Source organism: Acinetobacter sp. 1566109 (genome assembly GCF_000582255.1).
GTDB lineage: Bacteria > Pseudomonadota > Gammaproteobacteria > Pseudomonadales > Moraxellaceae > Acinetobacter > Acinetobacter nosocomialis.
The window spans coordinates 24771-45497 of the sequence record NZ_JEYB01000011.1; the positions used below are offsets into that span (position 1 = coordinate 24771).

Here is a 20727-nt window from a genome sequence, read left to right on the forward strand (position 1 = left end):
AATTATTGGTCCGTTTTATTTCTTATATCTGCCTGTAAACCACCAGAATGAATAGCGAGAATACGAGTTCCTTCGGAAAAGTAATTATTTTTTATAAGGTCGGATAAACCGAACATCATTTTTCCCGTATAGATCGGTTCAAGATGCACAGCATATTGCGCTTCAAAACCTTTAATAAATGCAAATAGTTCAGGTGACGTTTTGGCATAACCACCGCAGCAATAAGCATCTGTTAGCGACCAATTTTGTTTTTTAGTCCACCGACGAATCTCTTGTTGTAAAAAGTCGCCTTTTAAAGCTGAAAATCCTAAGACTTTTTGATGTGTTGAACTTTTTTCAATAAGACCTGAAATTGTTCCGCCAGTTCCTACCGCACAGCAAATCACATCATATTTCTCTAAATCACTCTGACTAAGAATTTCCTGACAACCTTGAACTGCTAACTTATTGGTGCCGCCTTCAGGGATTATGTATGTTTCAGGAAACTGTTGAATTAACTGTTGAAGAAAGTTTTCATCATCTCTCAAACGATATTCATTGCGTGAGACAAAATGTAGCTGCATTCCTAAACTTTGAGCTTTTGCCAAGGTGGGGTTGAGAGGCTTACTCGCTAACTCTTCACCGCGAATAATTCCTATACTGTGTAAGCCAAAAAGGTGAGCTGCATAAGCAGTTGCAGCAATATGATTTGAGTAAGCCCCACCAAAAGTCAAAATAGTTGATAGACCTTGTTGTTTTGCGGCAAGCAGATTGTATTTTAGTTTGAAAAATTTATTGCCCGAAATTTGAGGATGAATTAGATCTATCCTTTTAATATCGAGATGAACAGATGAGGGGAGTTCAATGTGCTGATAGGAAATAGGTTGGGCAATGTGATCAAACATTAGAAATTGAGAAAAATAATGAATGATCACATTGTAGCTTTTTACAAAGAACTTTAAAAAGCTGATTAAGAACTTGTGTCGACAGAAGTAATCACTGACATGCCAGGGCGTAAGTGTTCCATTCCTTCCTGATTTGGGTCTATGGTGATACGCACTGCAATACGTTGAACAACTTTGGTAAAGTTTCCTGTCGCATTGTCTGGCTTTAAAACACTAAACTCGGAACCCGCAGCAGGCGAGATTTGCTCAACATGGCCTGTAAATTTTTTGTGGTTCATAGCATCGACTGTAAACCATGCTTTTTGACCAATTCGCATATTGGCAATTTGGGTTTCTTTAAAGTTAGCAATCACCCAAGTTTGCTGTGGAATTAAGTAGAGTAACTGTGAGCCTGCTGCTACATATTGCCCAACGCGAGGGTTTACTTCACCAAGTTGACCATCCATTGGAGCAACAATGACACTGTAGTCTTTGGTGGTTTGCGCTTGGTCTAACTGTGCTTTAGCGCTGGAAACTTGTGCTTCTAAGCCAGCTTCTGCGACCTGTGCGGTTTTTAAAGCCTCTTTTGCAACTAAAACATTCGCTTCTGCTTGCTTAAGGGCTGCGAGATTATTTTCGGCGTCTGCTGCGGCTTTATCTTGCTCAGATTTAGAGGCTGCACCACTATTTCCTAACTGCTGATAGCGTCTAAGCTGTGCTAAAGAGAGTTCGTATTGAGCCTTCACCTGATCTACTTTGGCTTGCGCCGCAACAATATCAGCTTGTTTTTGTGCGATGGATTGGGTTTGATTAGCTAAAGTATTTTTAGCCTGTTCAACGCCTGAAGCCGCTTGTGCTACTTTTTGATCGTAAGTAGTGGCATCAATATGCATTAATACTTGACCCTTTTTAACATGGTCAAAGTCTTTCACTAATACATCTTTAACATAGCCATTAATTTGTGAAGATAAAACAGTGGTTTTACCTTTGACATAACTATTGTCTGTTTGCTGTACACTCGTTGCAAAAGGCCCAATTCTCCATGCCCATAAAATCACTAAAATACCAATAATAAGAACACCTAACATCCATAAGAGGGTTGAGCGTTTTGTTGGAATCAGTTTGCTTGCAGGTGCAGGTGTTGGCTCATTATTAGATGTTTGAGCAGGGCTTTGTTCCGGTTTATTTTGATCATCTGACATATATCAATCTCAATTTCTGTTTCATCAATAACGAAAGCCATTAAGGACGGCTAATTCCTCTGCGTTGTAGATATTTACTACGCGCAATATTAAATCCACCCCATAAGAGCAATGCGATAGCAAAAATACCGTTTAACGCAATAACATCATTGTAGGCACGCACTTGTGCTTCACGGGTGACCACTTGATTGAGTGTGCGCATGGCCTGAGCCGTTTGTAATGCCGGGTCATTTGTTGTGATGGCTGCACTACGTTGATAAGTGGAGAGCCTTTGAGAAACTAACGGGTCGGATTGTTCTAAATCTTTAATAATCTCGACTTGATAGTTTTGCGTGCGGTGTTGTTGATAGGTCGAGAAGAAAGAAGACCCGACCAGACCACCAAAGGTTTGAGTTGCAGAGAACAGCACAATAAAAGTCACTACATATGAAGGACCTTTTGCTAAAGTTTGAGCAAAGCCAATAAGCAGTAATGGCCCAATAAATAAACCACCTGCAAAACCCACTAAGAATTGACTTGCAAAAAAGTTCACAGGTCGAACATCACTGGTTAAGTGATAATCTAGTCCACAGGCAACCAGAATCAAGAACTCTGCAAAAAGTAAGTGGAAGATAATTCGTTCGCGTGAAAAAGTCAGTGCACTAAATAATGTTCCGCTTAAAATCCCGATAAATATCACAACATAAAGAGGCACAAACTGATCAGGCCCCATTCCCATGGCTTTTAAGAAGTTAACAGCAGCATAGCTTTGCTCTGACATTAAAAGCCGAATCGCAAAAGCACCAAAAATAAAACGTAGTGTCGAAGCAGTACCTAACCAACGTGTCATAATTAATGGATTGGCACGGTAGTGTTCGTAAAGTAAACCTAAAACAACTAAGCTAAAACCTGCAATTAATATATAAGCAAGCCATTCGCTATTAAACCACCACAGAATTGGGCCTTGTGTAAGCACAATACATAAGCATGCAAAACCAGGAGCCAGTAAAGCAAAGGTAAAGAAATCCTGCTTCTCAAACACATAAATACGTAAGCTGCGTGGTAGTTTCAATGAAACAACCATGGCTAAACAACAAAGTGCTAAACCAAGCTCAAAGGTATATAGAACAGACCAACTGTCTGTATTAACAAGAAATGGAGAAATAATCCAGGCGAGAGGAACACCTAACTGCTGAAAACCAAAGGCAATGTATATACCTTTTGCCATGTCAGCTTTTTTAAAAGCTTGCATGGTGTAATACATACCTAAGGAGCTTAGTGGTGCACCTGCTAAACCAGCTACAACCCGTGCGAACAGCGCCATTTCATAGGTATGTACAAAAATATGTAAAACAAGAACCGCAATAAAAATGACGAGACCTATTTCTGAAAATACTCTCAGACCATATTGTTGACGGGCCTTAAACAAAATCAGGTTTGAACTGACATTTGCCATAACATATGCAGCAGGCAGCCATGCAGCTTCGGAAGGGGTTAGGCCATACTCACCTTGAATTAAAGGCAAATTTGCCGTGATAAAGCCATTACTTAAGCTTGCCGAAAGAGCAACGAATAGGCCAATGAAAAAATAGATAAAACGTTTAGGTACAGAATGTGCAATCGCTGCTGGTGAACCAGGTAGAGTCGGTTGTTCCTCTGGTGTCCAGTCAGGTGGTGTTTCTAAATAACGAGGCGTTTTACTCATTCTATCCCTCGAATTTTTTGTATTTGAATACCATTAAATAGTAATTCAATTGCTCGTTTTGCTAAGCGAGTCTGTTCTTCTGGCTCATGTCCTTGAAATGAAGAACCTAACATTGCAGTGACCATTGCATAGTCATTAGCAGTCAGATCAGCTCGACACAATTTTTGTTCTATCGCATTTTCAATCAGTGGTTTAAGTGCATTATTTCGCCTTTCATAAATTTTTAACATAATTGGATCTTGTCGATCAATCACTCTCCAAAAATCTTGCAAAATTGCGAGTTTGGGAAGCTGTGCAATATGTCCTTCAATTAAACGAAATAATCCATCCTCGAATTGTTGAAAATGAGCAGCTTTTTGCTCTAGCTGTGTAATCGCGCGCTCTAAAAGAGCGCTAATTAAAGCCTTACGATCACAAAAGTTTCGGTAAAAGGTTGCTCTACCTACACCTGCATGGTCAATGACAACTTGTAAAGGCACATTAATGCCATGAATACGGAAACATTCTTCGGCTGCAGTGAGTAATTCATCCCGATTATGGGCTGCAATTTTTTGACGCTTACTCATGTCATGGATTGGGGAGATTTAAAGATGATATATTTAACGGACATTTTTGTCCGTTGTGAAGAGATAAATTGTAAAAACATGAAAATTCAATTTTTATCATTTATATTTTTCCATTTTTATATGTGTCATAAAAAGCTGCTAGAATATCGCCAAATTGCATGATGCTAGGTCAATACAATGTTTGAGTCCCTTATTCCTCTTTTTTCAATTGCGATGGCATTGATGCTTGGAGCAATAAGCCCTGGGCCGAGCTTTATTTATGTAGCACAAAATTCAATTTCTAAATCACGTAAACATGGTTTGTTTACTGCTTTAGGTACAGGTACGGGGGCTGCTCTTTTTGGTTTTTTAGCTGTCATGGGATTGCAGGCAGTTTTGTTGGCAGTGCCTTCAGCTTATCTAATTTTAAAAATTGGTGGTGGACTGTATTTACTTTGGCTTGCTTTTAAAATTATCAAACATGCCAAAGAACCAATTGCCATGGAAAATGATGGCAAATCAAAAATGACCTATAAACAGGCATATCGATATGGCCTGATTACACAGTTAAGTAACCCGAAAATTGCTGTTGTATTGGCGAGTGTATTTACTGCTTTATTGCCCAAAGAAATCCCAAATTATTACTATGTTGCATTGCCAGTGATTTGTTTTATGATCGATGCGGGGTGGTATTCATGTGTTGCAATGCTGCTATCTTCAGAGAAGCCAAGAACAATGTACCTAAAAGCAAAAACTGGCGTTGACCGGGTAGCTGGAAGTATTGTGAGTATATTGGGCTTAAAGTTAATTTTCTTCAAATGATAAGTCTTTAATTAAAATATCTAAAAAATGCAGAGCCAGCTATTTATAGACTGGCTTTATTTTTGAGTAAAATATATACAAATTGAAATATCTTTTTTAGTTCTTAACCATTTAAAAAGTGGTAACTTAATAAATAAAACAAAAAGAAATGAGGGTCACGCTATGAAAAAATTAATAGTGAGCATTTCTGTAGCTTTTCTTATCTTAACGACAGGATGTGAGATGAGAACAATGAGCAAGCAACAGCCAGCCAATGAGCGGACTATGAGCATAGTTGGTACGCCTGTTCATGAAAAAGATTACAAAATTTCTGATTTACAAGCCAACAATCATGAACAATCTAACTATTAAGTTACTCATAGGCTGCATCACTTACTGCATTTTAAATGTGGTAAGTGCCTGTGAGCCTGCATCTTTAGATTGGAAGCTTTTTCAAGAAAAATATGATGTAAATCATGATGGTTTGTACAGCTTAAAAGAGTTTCAACAGGTACAAGATTTCTATCCTTATCGTTGGCCTACGGATAAGCGTTTTCAGGGAGAGAATAAGCAAACAGAACTATTTCATTATTTAGATAAAAATAAGAATGGTTATTTAACAAATGAGGAATTGGGGAATATACACGTTTTACTTAGTAACCCTTGTGAAGGGCGGCCATGGACATAATTTAAATCTTCTTATAGATGTTTCTAGAAAATTTATAGTTAAAAAAAGCCCCCAAATTAGGGAGCTTTTTTATGAAGGCAAATTAAGACACTTTATCGCCAGGTTTTGCACCACTATCTGGAGAAATAATGAAAATACCTTCACCATTTCCAGCAGCAAGTACCATACCATTTGAAATACCAAAACGCATTTTACGTGGTGCGAGATTAGCAACCATCACGACTAATTTGCCTTTGAGGTCTTCTGGAGCATATTGGCTACGAATACCACTAAATACATTACGTGGTTCAGCTTCACCTACGTCTAACGTCAGTTGTAGCAATTTATCTGAACCTTCAACTGTACCTGCTTCAACGACTTGAGCAACACGTAAGTCAACTTTTAAGAAATCTTCAATACCGATAATTTCAGCTTCACCCACTGCTGGAGTAGGGGTTGCTTTTTTCTCGGCAGATTTCTCTTTTTTTGCTGTTGCTTTAGTTGCTTGTGGAGCAGGAGCACCTAAAGACTCTTTAGAAGCATCAACCATAGCCGCAACAGCTTTTGGATCAACACGCTGCATAAGAGGCTGGAACTGCGCAATTTCATGGCTTACAAGAATTTGTTTGCGTGATTCGAAATCGAAGCTTTCAAGTTTTAAGAAATCTTGAACTTGCTTCGCCAAGGTTGGAAGAACTGGCGCCAAGTACACTGCGAGTTGACGGAATAAGTTGATACCAACAGAGCAGACATCAAGAACTTGTTGTTCTTGACCTTCTTGTTTAGCAAGAGCCCAAGGCTTTTTCTCATCAATATATTGGTTTGCGCGGTCAGCAAGCGCCATAATTTCACGAATGGCTGTAGAGAATTCACGTGCTTCATATGCTTTAGCAATTGAATCACCGGCATCAATAAAGCTTTGTACTAACTCAGATTCAGCACATGTACTTGATAGCGTATTGTTAAAGCTACTATTAATGAACTTTGCACAGCGACTTGCAATATTGACGACTTTACCAACTAGATCTGAATTTACTTTCTGAACAAAGTCATCAAGGTTCAAGTCAGAGTCTTCAACTTTATCTGAAAGTTTAGAAGCGAAGTAGTAACGTAAATACTCTGGGTTTAAATGCTGTAAATACGTCTCGGCCTTAATGAAAGTACCGCGAGACTTAGACATTTTTTGTCCATTTACAGTCAAGAAACCATTTACGAACAATCCAGTTGGAGTGCGATAGTTCGCACCTTCAAGCATTGCAGGCCAGAATAAAGCATGGAAGTAAACAATATCTTTACCAATAAAATGGTAAACCTCATTTTGACTATCTTTTTTCCAGAAATCATCAAAGTTTAAGTCTGGACGTTTAGTTTTAATATAGTTTTCAAAACTAGACATATAGCCGATTGGGGCGTCTACCCACACATAGAAATATTTATTTGGGGCGTCTGGAATTTCAAAGCCAAAATATGGTGCATCACGAGAAATGTCCCAGTCTGCTAAACCCGCTTCAAACCATTCGTCTAATTTATTGGCAATTGAAAGAGGTAGACGACCTTCATCACGCGTCCATTTCTGTAAATATTCAGAGAAGTTTGGTAGTTTAAAGAAATAGTGATCTGATGATTTTTCAACAGGTGTTGCACCACTTAAAGTCGAACGCGGGTTAAGTAATTCGGTTGCGTTATAAGTTGTACCACACACTTCACATGAGTCGCCGTATTGATCTTCTGATTTACATTTCGGGCATGTGCCTTTAATGAAACGGTCAGACAAGAACATACCTTTTTCTGGATCAAATAATTGAGTTACAGGGCGAACTGCAATATTTCCAGCTTCACGGTTTTTAATATAGATATCTGTTGAACGAGCTTTGTTTGCATCACTATGAGTTGAATCATAATGATCGAAATGAACGCCAAAACCGTCAAAATCACGAATGTGCTCTTTTTGAACATTCGCAATTTGCTCTTCTGGGCTAATACCATTTGCTTCGGCACGTAGCATAATCGCTGTACCGTGAGCATCATCCGCACATACATAAGTCACGTCATGACCCATTGCCCGCATGGCACGAACCCAGATGTCTGCCTGGATATAACCGAGTAAATGACCCATATGAATTGGGCCATTGGCATAAGGGAGGGCATTGGTGACTAAAATTTTACGCACGGATCTCATTCTCTCATTCGTATTTATAAGGTGGAAGATTTTAACTGATGCAGGGAGATAAGCAAAGATTAATAATCTTTGTCTAAACATAAGAGGTAGCTACAGAAATGGGCATAAAGCCAGAAAGGATTTCTCTTTAGAACAGATAAACAAATCAAAAAATATTTGAATCTTCCTGTATTGTCTTTGTTTCAAATTGCAGTTACGGTCAGAAAACAAGCCATAACGATGTATAACTAATAACTTATTCAGGTAATTTTTTTAATTAACGATGAGGATAACAACGATGACTACTGAAAATAAATTAGATGAATTAAAGGCAAAAGCGGCTGATGCAAAAGTACAAGGTGAAAAAGCTTTGGAAGATTTAAAAGAAAATGTAAAAGAGAAACAAGCTGCTGGCAAAGAAGCTGTTGAAGATAAAGTAGATGAATTGAAAGCGAAAGCAGCAGATGCAAAAGCACAAGGTGAAAAAGCCTGGGAAGATTTAAAGGAAAATGTAAAAGAGAAACAGGCCGCTGGTAAAGAAGCTGTTGAAGATAAAGTAGATGAACTAAAGGCAAAAGCAGCAGATGCAAAAGCCCAAGGTGAAAAAGCCTTAGATAATTTGAAGGATAATGTAAAAGAGAAACAGGCGGCTACAAAAGAAGCAGTGGAAGAGAAAGCCAGTGATTTGAAGAGCAAACTTGATGATGCTCAGCATAGTCTGCAAGACAAATTTGATCACCTGCGAACTGAAGCAGCTCATAAACTTGATGATGCTAAAGCAAAAGCAGCAGAATTAAAGGAAGAGGCTGCATCAAAATTAGATGAGTTAAAAACTCAAGCAACTGCAAAGTTTGATGAATTGAAGAAAACGGCAACAGATAAACTCAATAAATTGAAAAATCACGATTCTGCTGAATAAGCTGATTTAAACAAAAATTCGTGCTCCTCACTCAAATGATGAGGCTTTAAAATTAGCAATTATTCATTTCGAGTTGAGCGAGTGCGGATCAATACTGTTACACTAGCTCCAACAAGCTGTAATGATCTGTTTTTGGAGTAAACAATATGTCTTGGCTTTCTTCATTAAAGTCTGTTTTTTCACCCGCACAAGAAGTGAAAGAAGATGAAATCCAAACCGTACTCCAAAACTATTTACTACCTCATTCAAAAGATGCCTTAAAAGAGCGCATTAGTCAGCTTCAGGTACAAGGCCGAGTTTTACAACTCACCATTAATACCTTTCCAGATGAAAAAGAGTATTTGCAACAAATTCATGATGATTTGGCTGGAGCTTTGCAAAAGTGTGGTATTGAAGAACTTAACTTACATGTAGTTCAACAAAAACGTCCTGCTCAAGAAAGTTCAGGCCAAGGCTGCTCATCTAAAGCGCCTAAAGAAAGTGCGAACTTACCTCCTGTGCTTGATGCCTCACCTAAATCTGAGCCAGATCCAAACAATCCTCCGATTCAAAAAGCTGCTCCACAACAAAGAGATGTTCCACTTCATCCTCGGATTAAAAACGTCATTTTAGTTTCATCTGGGAAAGGTGGAGTTGGTAAGTCAACAACTACTGTCAATTTAGCACTTGCCTTACAGAAAATGGGGCTTAAGGTTGGGGTATTAGATGCCGATATCTATGGCCCAAGTATTCCAACCATGCTGGGTAATGCAGGCAAAACACCTCTTATTGAAAGTGAAAATTTTGTACCTTTGGAGGCATATGGTATGGCTGTGCTTTCTATTGGACATTTAACAGGCGACAACAATACTCCTGTTGCATGGCGTGGACCAAAAGCAACCGGTGCTTTAATGCAATTGTTTAACCAAACACTTTGGCCAGATTTAGATGTACTCATGATTGATATGCCGCCGGGTACCGGTGATATTCAACTTACGCTTGCACAGCGTATTCCGGTTACAGGGTCAATTATTGTTACTACACCGCAAAATGTTGCTTTACTGGATGCGACCAAAGGAATTGAGCTGTTTAATAAAGTTGGCATACCTGTATTGGGTGTAGTTGAAAATATGTCGACTCATATTTGCTCGAATTGTGGACATGAAGAACAAATTTTCGGCATTGGTGGTGGTGATAAGCTTTCCGAGCAATACCATATTCCATTATTAGGTCGTTTGCCTTTAAATGCTCAAATACGTGAACACGCTGATGAGGGTAAACCAAGTGTTATAGCAATGGATGACGCAGCTGATAGCTACATTGATATTGCTAAAGCTGTGTGGCAACAAATTGAAAAAATTCCTCAACGCACGCGTGATGATAAACGAATCTTTTGATTCAACTGACCCAGCTTTAAGCTGGGTTTTTTATTGGTTGGTTAAAAGAAAAAATTAAATTACTGAATCTAAATAACAAAGCTGAACTTGAAATTGGCATATAGATTGCTACTTTACGCTTTTAAAAAGAAATAGGTGAGAAATGCAATTTAAATATACTTTTGGCGTTATCAGTTTATGTAGCGCTTTATTTTTGGTTGGATGCAACGACGATCTTTCAACAGTGTCCCAAACAACGCCAGTTGAAGAGCAAAAACAGAAATTACAGCCGATTATTATTCAAGGCGCCTTGCCTGTAGAGTCAAAACAGATGGCTTCTAAATTACAGAATGTGACTGTTGAAACAGTAGGTGGGTGGACATTCTGGAAAGGAACTTACAATGGTTACCCAATGGTGATTTCTAAAACACGCATGGGCATGAGTAACTCTGCTGCTGCAACAGCTTTGGCCATTGAGCGCTATAAGCCGATTGCAATTATTAATCAGGGGACGGCAGGTGGTCATGACCCAGATCTACACGTTTATGACATTGTTTTAGGAAAATATGCAACCAATATTGGTGCGTTTAGAACGCCTAAACAGCCATTAGGTGGCGGTTCAAACTCACTTACATGGGTTGAGGCCTTTGATGTTTTGCCAACAGATGAATCTGACCCAGAACCGATCGCAATACGCAAATTTGAAGGTGATCAAGAGCTATTAATGGCGGCGCATAAAGTCCGTTATGATAAAGGTGAGGTAGTCGAAGGAACGATTGGCTCGGCAGATGTGTGGAATAATGAGCTTGACCGAATTCAATTTTTCCATCAGCGTTATGGTACTTCTGTTGAGGAAATGGAAGCAGCATCTGTTGCACAAATCGCAAGTCAGTTTAATGTTCCTTTCTTAGGAATTCGGATTTTATCTAATAATATTACTAATAATGGAGCGTATGATCCTGGTACAGGAGAGGCTTGCCAAGACTATGTGCTTAATGTAGCAGAAGAATATATGAAATCTAAACTACCAAAATAATAATTTAACTATAGGCAAGAAGATGGGTTCTTATAGGGCATCTTCTTGTCTTTTATGACCAGGTCTACTTTTCCAATTTCGGATGACCATCCAACGCCAGAAAACTTCAGTCACTATGTACAGTATGATTGCAAAGACAAAAGCTTCAACTATAAGCCCGGTCATTAAAATTTTAGCGAGGCTGAAATCTATATGACCATGACCAAAATGAGTAATCCATCTAGAAATCTGATGAAGTACGCCTAGGAGCATCTTTTTATTGATCATATGTACATGATAAATATGTGAACCAAACCAGAATCCAACATATAAAATAGGAACTAATGTGAGAGGGTTACTAAGCCAAGCAAGCATTAGGCTGATGGGTAAATTCACCTCAAACAGCAATACGGCCATCACAATAAAAACGCTATGAAATGGAATAGGCAGTAAACCAAAAAATGTTCCTACAAAAACCGCTCTTGTAATCGATTTACGGTTGACATACCAAAGCACTGGATTAAGGGTTTTTTGCCCAAAAATCCTTAAAAATTTCATATTTGAAACTTTCTCTGGAGAAGGAAGCCAAGACTGAAAAAATTGCTTTGCCATAATCATAGAATAGTAGAGCCTGGTGACTCATATAAACACAAAAAAACAATATATTAATTGAAACTTATTAAAAGCTTAAAAATTAAACTTACTGCTGTAATAATTCATTATAGATCTTTTCAACTTAAAAATAGATTTAAAATAAAAATACTTATATTACTTAATACAATTTGGCACGCAAAGCTCGACAACTGACTCTAAAGTTTTTTAGCTTAAGCTTCTTTAATTTTTTGTATCTATTTGTTTAATAATAATATTTACTTTTACCGTGTTAGTGTTTTAAAAAATCGTCTTACAATTAGATTTTGCCTTCATAAAAGATATCTATTAATCTGAGATGACTACATTGTGAGGTCATTAAATGATTTCATGGCTTTTTATTGGCTTAGTTGCCACAATTTTACTTACCCCAGGCCCAACCAATACTTTACTGGCATCATCTGGTGTACAAGTTGGTTTTAGGAAGTCTGCTAAGTTAATTCCAGCAGAAGTTCTTGGATATATTATTTCGATTTCCGCTTGGGGCATGTTAATCGGGAAAGTTTCTGCAACACTTCCTTTCTTACCTCCTATGCTTAAATTGCTAAGTGCTTGTTACATTATTTTTTTAGCGATTAAGTTATGGCACACAGCAAATCAACAATTTGAGTTAGATCAGCCAACTATTCGACCACGTGAATTGTTTTGTGCAACTCTATTGAACCCTAAAGCATTACTTTTTGCTTCTGCAATTTTTCCTGTTACAGCATGGACTGATTTTCATATTTATCTCATTCATATGCTGGCTTATTTGGCTTTAATTACACCGATTGCTTTATTTTGGATTTTTTTAGGATCAATCTTGGCAGCTAATAAAGTAAGTTGGTTAAATCAGACGAATTTACAAAAAACAGCTTCGCTGGTTTTGGTCAGCTTCTCAATTCCGATTAGCTATTCTGCTTTATTAAACCTTTAAAAGTCTTGCTGGGCTCTTCTTGTCACGAAGAGTAGCCACCATTGTTTTCATAATTGCTTTTTTACGTTAAAGTACGTCGCAATCAATGAAATTACCTTTTGGATAGAAAATACATGGCTATTAAGTCTGATCGTTGGATTCGCGAAATGAGCGAAAAACACGGCATGATTGAACCTTATGCAGAGAATCAAGTCCGTTTTGATAAGAATGGCGAAAAATTGATTTCGTACGGGGTCTCTAGCTATGGTTATGACGTACGCTGTGCACGTGAATTTAAAGTTTTCACCAACGTACATTCTGCAATTGTTGATCCGAAAAATTTTGATGATAAAAGTTTTATCGATATTGAGTCTGACGTTTGTATTATTCCGCCAAACTCATTTGCCTTGGCGCGCACAATTGAATATTTCCGCATTCCACGTAATGTTTTAACTGTATGCTTGGGTAAATCAACTTATGCACGTTGCGGAATTATTGTAAATGTGACGCCTTTGGAACCAGAGTGGGAAGGTCACGTTACTTTAGAGTTTTCAAATACGACGAACTTACCTGCACGTATTTATGCGGGTGAAGGTGTTGCACAAATGTTGTTCTTTGAAAGCGATGAAGTTTGTGAAACATCTTATAAAGACCGTGGTGGTAAATACCAAGGACAAACTGGTGTTACACTTCCTAAAACCTAAGTTATTCTAACGTAGATTAAATTCTAAAAAATGGGTCACTTGAAGTGGCCCATTTTTGTTGAAAAATAAAGAAAGTGGCATTCATCGGAATATTTATAAATGAACGTTTTCTTTTGTAAAAAATGATATAAAATGATCAATAATTGATTTGTTTCTTTGAGTTGTATCACACAATTTAAATGGACTTAAATCATAAAAATCAGCTATAGGCATTTCTTTGTTTATTCAATTTAAGATTAGATTAAAGAAAGGAAAGCCAAATAAAAAGAAATTAAATTAGATTATGCCCCCAAGGATACGGAGGTCGGTCATGCGACAGTTTAAGTCTCTTCATTTAGCTATTTTAGCACTTGGAAGTTTATGCTTTTCTTCAGCTTATGCTGGTTCTACCTTAGTTCCAATGTCAGATGCTGAGTTGTCAGCTACTCGTGGCCAAGCCTTGATGAGTATGTCTTATATCGCACCTACCGATGCTGCAAGTAACTCCAGCACTAACGGAAACATGGGTTTTTATCGACTTGCCCTAGATGCCCAGTTAGAACTGAATGCTAATATTAAAAAATTACAATTAGGTTGTGGTGGCGTTAATGGAGCAGGGGCTTGTGATATTGATATCGATTATTTGAGCCTAAGTGGGGGCACTGTTGATAGTACTAGTGCGGAACGAGCTGCGTCCTCCGCCGTTATTACCAATCCATTTTTAGAGTTCGCGGTTAAAAACCCAAATTCTGCATCTACACGTGAAATACAAGGTTTCCGATTAAGTGCTAAATCTCTTTCTGGACTACTTACTTTTGGTTTACAAAATGGGGATGCTGCGAGTGGTATTAACTCTTTGAGTGGATATATGGTAACTAAACCAACGGGAGGCACGGTAACCACCAACCCATACTATGGTATTACTCAAGATGAGACAAACACGGCAATTACTGGTCAGGCAACAGTTATAGGTAAACTATATACAGTTCCATTTACATCTACTGGGTATAATCTGAATTTGGGAGCAGGCAGTGGAACACTGTCTATGGGACAGCAGGTTATTACGGGTAAACGTATAAATACGGCCAATTTAAATGCAAAAGCAACAGTTGGTGGTTTAGCTATTACTGGAACTTTAGATGCAACGGCCACTGTACTAGGACTTCCTATTCCCATTTCAGGTAATGTAACCGGGACAGTAAATAATTTAGATGTAAATGTAGCAATTAAACAAAGTCTGGGCTATTTCCATGCTGCGCAATTAAATGGATCTGCTGGTTATTTATCTGTACAGGGCGTGAATATTCTATGGCCAGAAGCTGCCTCTACTGCACAAACTGGATGGTGGCTAGAGCTTACAAATCCGATTGATATTGGTCAAATCACTCCTGCTGGTAGTGTTGATATTGCACTTTCTACAATTGTTGATGCTTTAGGACAGGTAAGCAAGTATTTAGATAAAAATCCTGTAGATTGTGGTTTATTAGCAAGTAGTTGTTTAATTGCAGGAAATCTTCCTGTGGGGACGGTTGACTTAACTGGTAAAACACCTGCTTCCATGACCCTAACCAATGTTGTTTTACAAAAACAGAGTTTTTCTGCTAACTGTTATGGTTCTTTAAAATTCTGCTGATTAATTTGTGTGTTTTAACCATTTTTCATTCATCGGAAAAATGCATTTTTGCTGATTTAATTTTGCATTTGAATAAATATTCAGCATAATGGAAATGTGGAAAGGTTGGCAATTTTGAAGTTTGCCCCTTGTGAGATGGAAAAGGAAATAATTTCATCACACTTCAAGGACTGTTAAAGAAAAAGAAATATGGTGCGCGGCATCGTATAAAACAGGAAGGTCACGATGACTACACTTAATTATACGGTCAGTTTTCAAAAAACCGTTTTAGCAAGCTTAATTGGCCTCTGTTTAAGTCAATCGAGTTTTGCTCTTGAAGAGCTTTCTGATGCCGGTTTAAGTGAAACTACGGGAGAGGGTATTGCAATATTACCTCAAAATGCATTCATGGTATTTCGTGGTGCTGGTCCAAATGAATCTGTAAATCAAATAATTACTGATCGTAGTAAAGATACAGGTTACATTAACTATGTACCTGTTGGGCCTTTGAGTGTGGCCGCTGCAGACACAAGTGGCAATGGTACTGTTGGACCCGAAGATAAAGCAGTCGGGAAAGCGGATATCTTTCTTTATGGTTTAGCACTTTCTAAGTCAGATGGTGATGCCAACTCACGTATTGCCAATACTGCAACAGCAGCAGCGATTTCAAGCTGGGGAACAGGTGCGAACCCTTGGGTATTTAAAGTAAAAACTGCGAACAATGTTCCTAACTTTAGTACTACCGATAGTGGTGTTTATCCTGTTACATATTTATCTTTAGAAGCTCCTTTATACCAACCCACAATTGATGGTGCAGCCGGAGCAGACGCATATAATTTAAAATTAGGTTTATGGGCAGATGCATTTGTACGGAACCCTAATATTGTAGCAACGACAAATGGTTCTTTAGCACAATTTCAATATGGTGATAGTAATGGATTAATTGGTACCAGTATTGATACAAGTCGTGCGAACCGTTTACGTTTACAAGGTATTCTAAATGGTTTTAGTCTCAATGGCAGCCAGATTAGCATGTTCCAAACGCTAGGAGGAGCAACCTCTGCTGGTGGTATGAGTCCTTTTTATAACAATACTTTGGGAATGTCTGGTTTAGTGCGCTTAAATACGGGCGATAGTAAAAATACGAGTATTGTGACTGAAAATGTTACGAGCCAAACCCAAACCTATGCAACGAGTGCGAATAATGGTTGGCAAACAGTACATGCTGGTGCAAATTCAACCTTAAGTACAAGCAGTAGTGGCGACTGTGGTAATAGTGGTACAGGAAGTTTTAGTACACTACGTGGATGTCGCTATTACGTAGAAAATCGCACAAGAACAGACACAAAAACATCAAGTAAGACACGAAGTGATTTTAATGATACTAGTAAAGTTTTACGATTGAGTACTCGTGAAACTTCAGATTCACCAAATGCATCCAATAATCTATATACACCAGCATTAGATGCAACTGGTGCTATCGCACCGAAGTTTGCTGATACTGAAGGTTTATATCTATACAATCCAAATATTAACTTAGTACTAGGTAATTTATATCAACCCCTTATTTTGGGTTCTGATGGCAAAAACTTTAGTATAGAAATTGCGCGAATTGCCAATAAGCCAGAAATATATAAGCAGATTTATACCGATTACACTGGAGCTGACACCACATATAAAGGTGCCACTTGTAACGTTTATTCTTGTGCTAATCCAACACACAGCAGTATCGCAATCGGGACAGTTTACAGTCCTGATAATGGAAAAACTCTGTTAGCAGATACGAGTGAAGGTGCAATTGGAGTCTCCTTTGGCCGCTTAATTTCAGCTGGTACACAAGTTTCTGGAACCTCTGCTGGTAGCCTAGTGTCATTGACCAACTCAGTGTCTGGAACAACATCTGCAACCATGACAGAAGTCCGCTACAAACAAAGACAACAGAATACTCAAATATGGAATCAAACTTATAGTTGTGGTTTGTTTAATTCAAACTGCGGTTATAAAACAGCTGGTTATTTATATCAGTGGGAATATAACCAAGGTACAGGTACTTGGGTGATTACAAACCCAACAGCAAAACCTGCTGATGCAGCAACTTGTTCTGGTGTGCTAGGATGTACAAGTACATCTGGTTCAACTCCAATGTATGGAACGGTTTCAAACCGTGACTGGAGTAATTCTGCTATTCCATGGCTCACATCAAGAAATGCAATCGTCAACGATTTTATTGGAAGCAGTAATGGTACCACTGGCTATGTAATTCCAACTGCCAATCAGGCACCTGCATTAAATAACATTACTCCTCTCAATAATTTAGGTTCTGCTGTGGTGGATGGCTTGCTCATTCAGCATTTAAAACTCACCACAAAAGGTCTATAAGAGGAGGATAATGCGATGAAAAAAATAACTGCTTTACTCCTTAGTCTTTGTGCAACTGCGACTCATGCAGAATTACAAACTTTGGACAACGATGCTTTACAGGCGATTAACGGCCAAGCTGGTGCTGATTTGTCTTTAATGCTCAATTTAAACCAGACCAGTAACAGCATATTTGATAATGGCAGTGGCGGCGTTTGTGAAAACGTAGAGTTCTGCCACATTGGTTTAGCGATTAATAAACGTTTTGTGCAAGCAGATGCGTCTAAGCCAAGCGGTTGGGCCGAAAATAGTGATAGTGGTAATAAGCTTTGGTTAGTGTTTAAAGGTGTTCAAGGAACTTTAAACATTCAAAAAATGGGTTTGGATGGTGCTGATTTGAAGTATCTTGATAAATCTAATACCGAAATTATAAAACCTGCTATTCAACTTAGTTTTAGTGCAGCACAACCCATTTTAATTCGTAACTTTGGTTTTAATGCGTTATCCATTGAGCAAGATAACTTTACAAGTTCAACAACGACCCAAGGCTCGAGTACGAATATGTATGATTATGCATATTTCAAAAAACCAACGTATGCTGCAACTGCAAACAGTGCGACTCAGCAAGTGGCCACAGCAACGCCTTCAGCCTATGACTATGGACGTGAAACAGGTTTTATGGGTTTAATGATGAACGGCAACTTGGCTATTCAAGGAAAAGTCATGGTGTTTAGCTGTGATGGTAGCCATCCCCGTTGTTAACGGTTAATGTAGATTTCAAAGGAACTGAAGTGATGAACAAAAATAAAGAAAGTCACGGCTCAAAGTTTATTTTAAATACATTAACAGCCAGCATGTTGTTAGTGAGTGGACAAGTTTTTGCTTTAGAAGCGTTAACCGATGCCGATCTGAGTGCAGTCAATGGTCAAGATGGGATCTCAATTCAAACGACTTTCAACGAAATTAATGTTGATAATGCTTATTGGGATGATCATGCGGGCACGCCAACAAGTGCTGATCAGGTTTTAAGAGCTCAAGCGAGCGGTGTAAAAATACAAAAAAGTAATGCCTCTACACAAGCTTTAGGAACGAACTACCGTTTAGATGTGGGGAGTAATACGACTACAGGTAAAGCTGGTGTTGATTTTTCTATGCAAAGTAGTCCATCCCTCATTACGGTAAATAGCGTTAAAGTTTGTAATAATTCTGCTACATGCTCACCTACATTAGGGCAGTTGGCTATCCAAACAACTTCACCTTTAAATTTAGCATTGACTACTCAAGATGGCCTGTTTAGTCCAAATAGCCAGTCAAATATGACATTGGGTATAAATAACGCAAATATTTATTTAGGACAGTTAGATGCTCGTAGTCAACTCAACCAACTAATTTTAAAGAATTTTAACTTTAATTTTGTGGGTAAAGGTGTCATGTTTATTGACCCTATCCGTGGCTTAGTTTTACAAACTAATACTGGGTCAAATGTGGCTGCTATAGGACAAACACCAAATAGTACATATGGCTATGTCGACTTTAATCGGGTGGCAGACTCAGCTTCGGGTTTAACTGCAGGTACTTATGTTGATAGCAATGGCAAAGTGACTAATTCAGGTCTAAACATTGAAGTAATGCTCAGTTCTAATGTAGATAAAACCAATCCTTATGGGCTGGATGCTACGAATACACCGCAAAATTCAAAAGGTTTAATTCGTGTAGGCGCAAGCGGACGTATGGTAAATAGTTATTTACAAGTCCGTGGTATGGATGGCTCTTCGGACACGGCAATCTTAGGTACAGCAAATACTGCTTCAGGCACTACCTCAAGTAATAGTATTTTGGGTAATACTGGAATTACCTTTCGTATGAAAGGTGAGTTCACTAAAGATAACGATTCTATGCTAGGCGCCGATGGCAAAGCCACGACTTTAGAAATTGGTGGGGCTGGGCTGAATGCTTATGGTTTTGAGTTTGGTAATTTAACTGGGCTGAACTCAGCTACACGTGGTTACTTTGATAGCGGAAATATTTATTTAAATCTTGCTGATACAAAAACCTTATTAATGCCGAATAACGCAACGTTAAATGCAATTCGTTTAGGATCTGGTACTTTAACAACTGCTGCCGATTATCAACATAATATTCACCGGGATACGGTGACTAATCCATTTAGTCTAATTCTTGCGATGCGTGGAGCAGAGTTTCAGGCATTTTCTAGACGTGGTCGCTTTACTACCAGTGCCAATGTCGCTGCAGCTAATCAATTTGCAGATAATGGCTTAAGTAACCAATGGGGCTTGGCGTTACCTTTTTATAACTTAAATGCCAATGCCGCAGTTTATGGGGTAGATGCACCAGCGAATAGTGCTTTTTACTATACAAAAGATGCTAATGGTAGACCTGTTCAGAATGTTGTAGGTACCTCGGGAACGACTTCGCGTTTAGGATTTGGTGTTGCTGTTGGCACAACAGGACGTGACTCAGGCGGTACAAAAACAACTTCAATTTTATTAATTGATGGTTCTCCAAATGCCAATAATGCGGGTAATCCTACCGACTACTATATGGGCTTACGTAATATCGATATGTTCTTAAAAGGTAATGGCACTATCGGTTTAGAAAATGGCAGTTTAAATATCGGTTTAAAAGATATGTTACTTGCCTTATCAACTGAAATTGCAGCGGGTTATTTACCTGGGGCTAAATATAAATCTTGTCCAGCAACAGGATCTTGTACCTCACCAATTGATAACTTTACTCGAAATAACGATGTTTTATTTGGTTTAAAGCTGCGTTTAGGCGGAGATCTTAATTTATCAATAGTGCCAAACAGTTCAATTGCCGATGGTAGTGCGCTCACCGTTTTGGGTGATTTTACAATGCCTGCCACAGCAACCGGAAACTCAGTTCAAATTAGTGACCCGATTGATGGCTCTGCAATTGGTCTGGAGAACGTGACTGGAAAGCTTGCGTTCAACACAGCATTAGTTGTTGGAAAAGACAGTGCGAGCGGACTAGGCAAAGTGGGTGTAAATACCGCAGTGTACTTTAACCCTGATAAGAATATTGATGGTGCTTTACGTGTTAAAGATATTAATTTCTATCCACCTTCAACAGGGGCAGGCGCACGTTTAGGTGAACTTGCAATTACTGGTGGACGTTTAAATAGTAACTTTAGCATTGTGCCGAGAAATGGTGCTTTTAACTAATAAATAAAAGTGGCGATATCGCCACTTTTTTAAAATTTAATTTTTGAATGTGATTGGATTTGCATTCGTCGGGTTATAGGGATAATTGTTTTGTACTCATCTATTATTCTGAT

The 20727-nt window shown here is 38.4% G+C and carries 18 protein-coding genes; 12 read left to right on the plus strand and 6 right to left on the minus strand.

From position 1 onward, the window contains the following. Positions 1-2: 2 nt before the first annotated feature. The 4 genes from J582_RS10935 to J582_RS10950 form a co-directional block, all read right to left on the minus strand. On the minus strand, positions 3-884 hold the full coding sequence (locus J582_RS10935; protein ID WP_032047857.1) for a 1-aminocyclopropane-1-carboxylate deaminase/D-cysteine desulfhydrase: 882 nt from the start codon (positions 882-884) through the stop codon (positions 3-5). A 65-nt stretch (positions 885-949) separates the two neighbouring features. Continuing rightward, positions 950-2065, minus strand: a complete 1116-nt coding sequence (locus J582_RS10940; protein ID WP_032041318.1) for an HlyD family secretion protein — start codon at positions 2063-2065, stop codon at positions 950-952. A gap of 40 nt (positions 2066-2105) precedes the next feature. Beyond that, positions 2106-3749 carry an MFS transporter gene (locus J582_RS10945; protein WP_032047858.1) on the minus strand — a complete coding sequence of 548 codons (1644 nt, stop codon included), beginning with the start codon at positions 3747-3749 and terminating at the stop codon, positions 2106-2108. Beyond that, positions 3746-4315 carry a TetR/AcrR family transcriptional regulator gene (locus J582_RS10950; protein WP_022575897.1) on the minus strand — a complete coding sequence of 190 codons (570 nt, stop codon included), beginning with the start codon at positions 4313-4315 and terminating at the stop codon, positions 3746-3748. The genes J582_RS10945 and J582_RS10950 overlap by 4 nt, the downstream gene beginning before the upstream one ends. A gap of 177 nt (positions 4316-4492) precedes the next feature. On the opposite strand from J582_RS10950, the gene J582_RS10955 reads away from it, so the two are divergent. The 3 genes from J582_RS10955 to J582_RS10960 all read left to right on the plus strand — a co-directional run bounded on the left by J582_RS10955 (position 4493) and on the right by J582_RS10960 (position 5783). Continuing rightward, entirely contained in the window at positions 4493-5116 is a 624-nt protein-coding gene (locus J582_RS10955) for a LysE family translocator (protein WP_002050276.1), read from the plus strand. A 162-nt stretch (positions 5117-5278) separates the two neighbouring features. Continuing rightward, positions 5279-5467 (plus strand): NF038215 family lipoprotein, encoded by a 189-nt coding sequence (locus tag J582_RS27075; RefSeq protein WP_022575896.1) that lies wholly within the window; start codon positions 5279-5281, stop codon positions 5465-5467. Beyond that, the gene (locus J582_RS10960) at positions 5448-5783 is read left to right on the plus strand and encodes a hypothetical protein (RefSeq protein ID WP_016804218.1); all 336 of its coding nucleotides are present in this window, start codon (positions 5448-5450) and stop codon (positions 5781-5783) included. The genes J582_RS27075 and J582_RS10960 overlap by 20 nt, the downstream gene beginning before the upstream one ends. Before the next feature lie 82 nt (positions 5784-5865). Here J582_RS10960 and metG read toward each other — a convergent pair whose 3' ends face one another. Further along, the gene (metG, locus tag J582_RS10965) at positions 5866-7932 is read right to left on the minus strand and encodes a methionine--tRNA ligase (RefSeq protein ID WP_032047859.1); all 2067 of its coding nucleotides are present in this window, start codon (positions 7930-7932) and stop codon (positions 5866-5868) included. Between the two features lie 286 nt (positions 7933-8218). On the opposite strand from metG, the gene J582_RS0104585 reads away from it, so the two are divergent. The 3 genes from J582_RS0104585 (at position 8219) to J582_RS10975 (ending at position 11230) form a co-directional block, all read left to right on the plus strand. Continuing rightward, entirely contained in the window at positions 8219-8839 is a 621-nt protein-coding gene (locus J582_RS0104585) for a hypothetical protein (protein ID WP_227556609.1), read from the plus strand. Between the two features lie 146 nt (positions 8840-8985). Beyond that, a complete protein-coding gene (apbC, locus tag J582_RS10970) occupies positions 8986-10215 on the plus strand; it encodes an iron-sulfur cluster carrier protein ApbC (protein ID WP_004888584.1) in 1230 nt (409 codons plus the stop codon). A gap of 142 nt (positions 10216-10357) precedes the next feature. Then, positions 10358-11230, plus strand: coding sequence for a 5'-methylthioadenosine/S-adenosylhomocysteine nucleosidase (locus J582_RS10975; protein WP_032047861.1), 873 nt, complete (start codon positions 10358-10360; stop codon positions 11228-11230). 30 nt (positions 11231-11260) lie between these two features. On the opposite strand, the gene J582_RS10980 is transcribed toward J582_RS10975, so the two are convergent. Then, entirely contained in the window at positions 11261-11827 is a 567-nt protein-coding gene (locus tag J582_RS10980) for a DUF2062 domain-containing protein (RefSeq protein WP_001979937.1), read from the minus strand. A 355-nt stretch (positions 11828-12182) separates the two neighbouring features. Here J582_RS10980 and J582_RS10985 point away from each other — a divergent pair, with 355 nt between their 5' ends. The 6 genes from J582_RS10985 (at position 12183) to J582_RS11010 (ending at position 20614) form a co-directional block, all read left to right on the plus strand. After that, positions 12183-12776: a LysE family translocator gene (locus tag J582_RS10985; RefSeq protein ID WP_022575894.1), complete on the plus strand. Its 594-nt coding sequence runs from the start codon at positions 12183-12185 to the stop codon at positions 12774-12776. 113 nt (positions 12777-12889) lie between these two features. Then, positions 12890-13459, plus strand: coding sequence for a dCTP deaminase (gene dcd / locus J582_RS10990; RefSeq protein WP_002120290.1), 570 nt, complete (start codon positions 12890-12892; stop codon positions 13457-13459). Positions 13460-13769: 310 nt separating this feature from the next. Beyond that, positions 13770-15071: a hypothetical protein gene (locus tag J582_RS10995; protein WP_022575893.1), complete on the plus strand. Its 1302-nt coding sequence runs from the start codon at positions 13770-13772 to the stop codon at positions 15069-15071. Between the two features lie 225 nt (positions 15072-15296). Continuing rightward, positions 15297-17429 (plus strand): hypothetical protein, encoded by a 2133-nt coding sequence (locus tag J582_RS11000; protein WP_032047862.1) that lies wholly within the window; start codon positions 15297-15299, stop codon positions 17427-17429. 15 nt (positions 17430-17444) lie between these two features. Further along, on the plus strand, positions 17445-18170 hold the full coding sequence (locus J582_RS11005) for a DUF6160 family protein (RefSeq protein ID WP_032047863.1): 726 nt from the start codon (positions 17445-17447) through the stop codon (positions 18168-18170). 32 nt (positions 18171-18202) lie between these two features. After that, positions 18203-20614: a DUF6160 family protein gene (locus tag J582_RS11010; RefSeq protein WP_032047864.1), complete on the plus strand. Its 2412-nt coding sequence runs from the start codon at positions 18203-18205 to the stop codon at positions 20612-20614. Positions 20615-20727 lie beyond the last annotated feature (113 nt).

Bases quoted from the DNA above. Each gene is read 5' to 3' on its own strand.
- J582_RS10935 (WP_032047857.1), bottom strand. From the start codon at position 884: ATGTTTGATCACATTGCCCAACCTATTTCCTATCAGCACATTGAACTC.
- J582_RS10940 (WP_032041318.1), bottom strand. From the start codon at position 2,065: ATGTCAGATGATCAAAATAAACCGGAACAAAGCCCTGCTCAAACATCT.
- J582_RS10945 (WP_032047858.1), bottom strand. From the start codon at position 3,749: ATGAGTAAAACGCCTCGTTATTTAGAAACACCACCTGACTGGACACCA.
- J582_RS10950 (WP_022575897.1), bottom strand. From the start codon at position 4,315: ATGAGTAAGCGTCAAAAAATTGCAGCCCATAATCGGGATGAATTACTC.
- J582_RS10955 (WP_002050276.1), top strand. From the start codon at position 4,493: ATGTTTGAGTCCCTTATTCCTCTTTTTTCAATTGCGATGGCATTGATG.
- J582_RS27075 (WP_022575896.1), top strand. From the start codon at position 5,279: ATGAAAAAATTAATAGTGAGCATTTCTGTAGCTTTTCTTATCTTAACG.
- J582_RS10960 (WP_016804218.1), top strand. From the start codon at position 5,448: ATGAACAATCTAACTATTAAGTTACTCATAGGCTGCATCACTTACTGC.
- J582_RS0104585 (WP_227556609.1), top strand. From the start codon at position 8,219: ATGACTACTGAAAATAAATTAGATGAATTAAAGGCAAAAGCGGCTGAT.
- apbC (WP_004888584.1), top strand. From the start codon at position 8,986: ATGTCTTGGCTTTCTTCATTAAAGTCTGTTTTTTCACCCGCACAAGAA.
- J582_RS10975 (WP_032047861.1), top strand. From the start codon at position 10,358: ATGCAATTTAAATATACTTTTGGCGTTATCAGTTTATGTAGCGCTTTA.
- J582_RS10980 (WP_001979937.1), bottom strand. From the start codon at position 11,827: ATGATTATGGCAAAGCAATTTTTTCAGTCTTGGCTTCCTTCTCCAGAG.
- J582_RS10985 (WP_022575894.1), top strand. From the start codon at position 12,183: ATGATTTCATGGCTTTTTATTGGCTTAGTTGCCACAATTTTACTTACC.
- dcd (WP_002120290.1), top strand. From the start codon at position 12,890: ATGGCTATTAAGTCTGATCGTTGGATTCGCGAAATGAGCGAAAAACAC.
- J582_RS10995 (WP_022575893.1), top strand. From the start codon at position 13,770: ATGCGACAGTTTAAGTCTCTTCATTTAGCTATTTTAGCACTTGGAAGT.
- J582_RS11000 (WP_032047862.1), top strand. From the start codon at position 15,297: ATGACTACACTTAATTATACGGTCAGTTTTCAAAAAACCGTTTTAGCA.
- J582_RS11005 (WP_032047863.1), top strand. From the start codon at position 17,445: ATGAAAAAAATAACTGCTTTACTCCTTAGTCTTTGTGCAACTGCGACT.
- J582_RS11010 (WP_032047864.1), top strand. From the start codon at position 18,203: ATGAACAAAAATAAAGAAAGTCACGGCTCAAAGTTTATTTTAAATACA.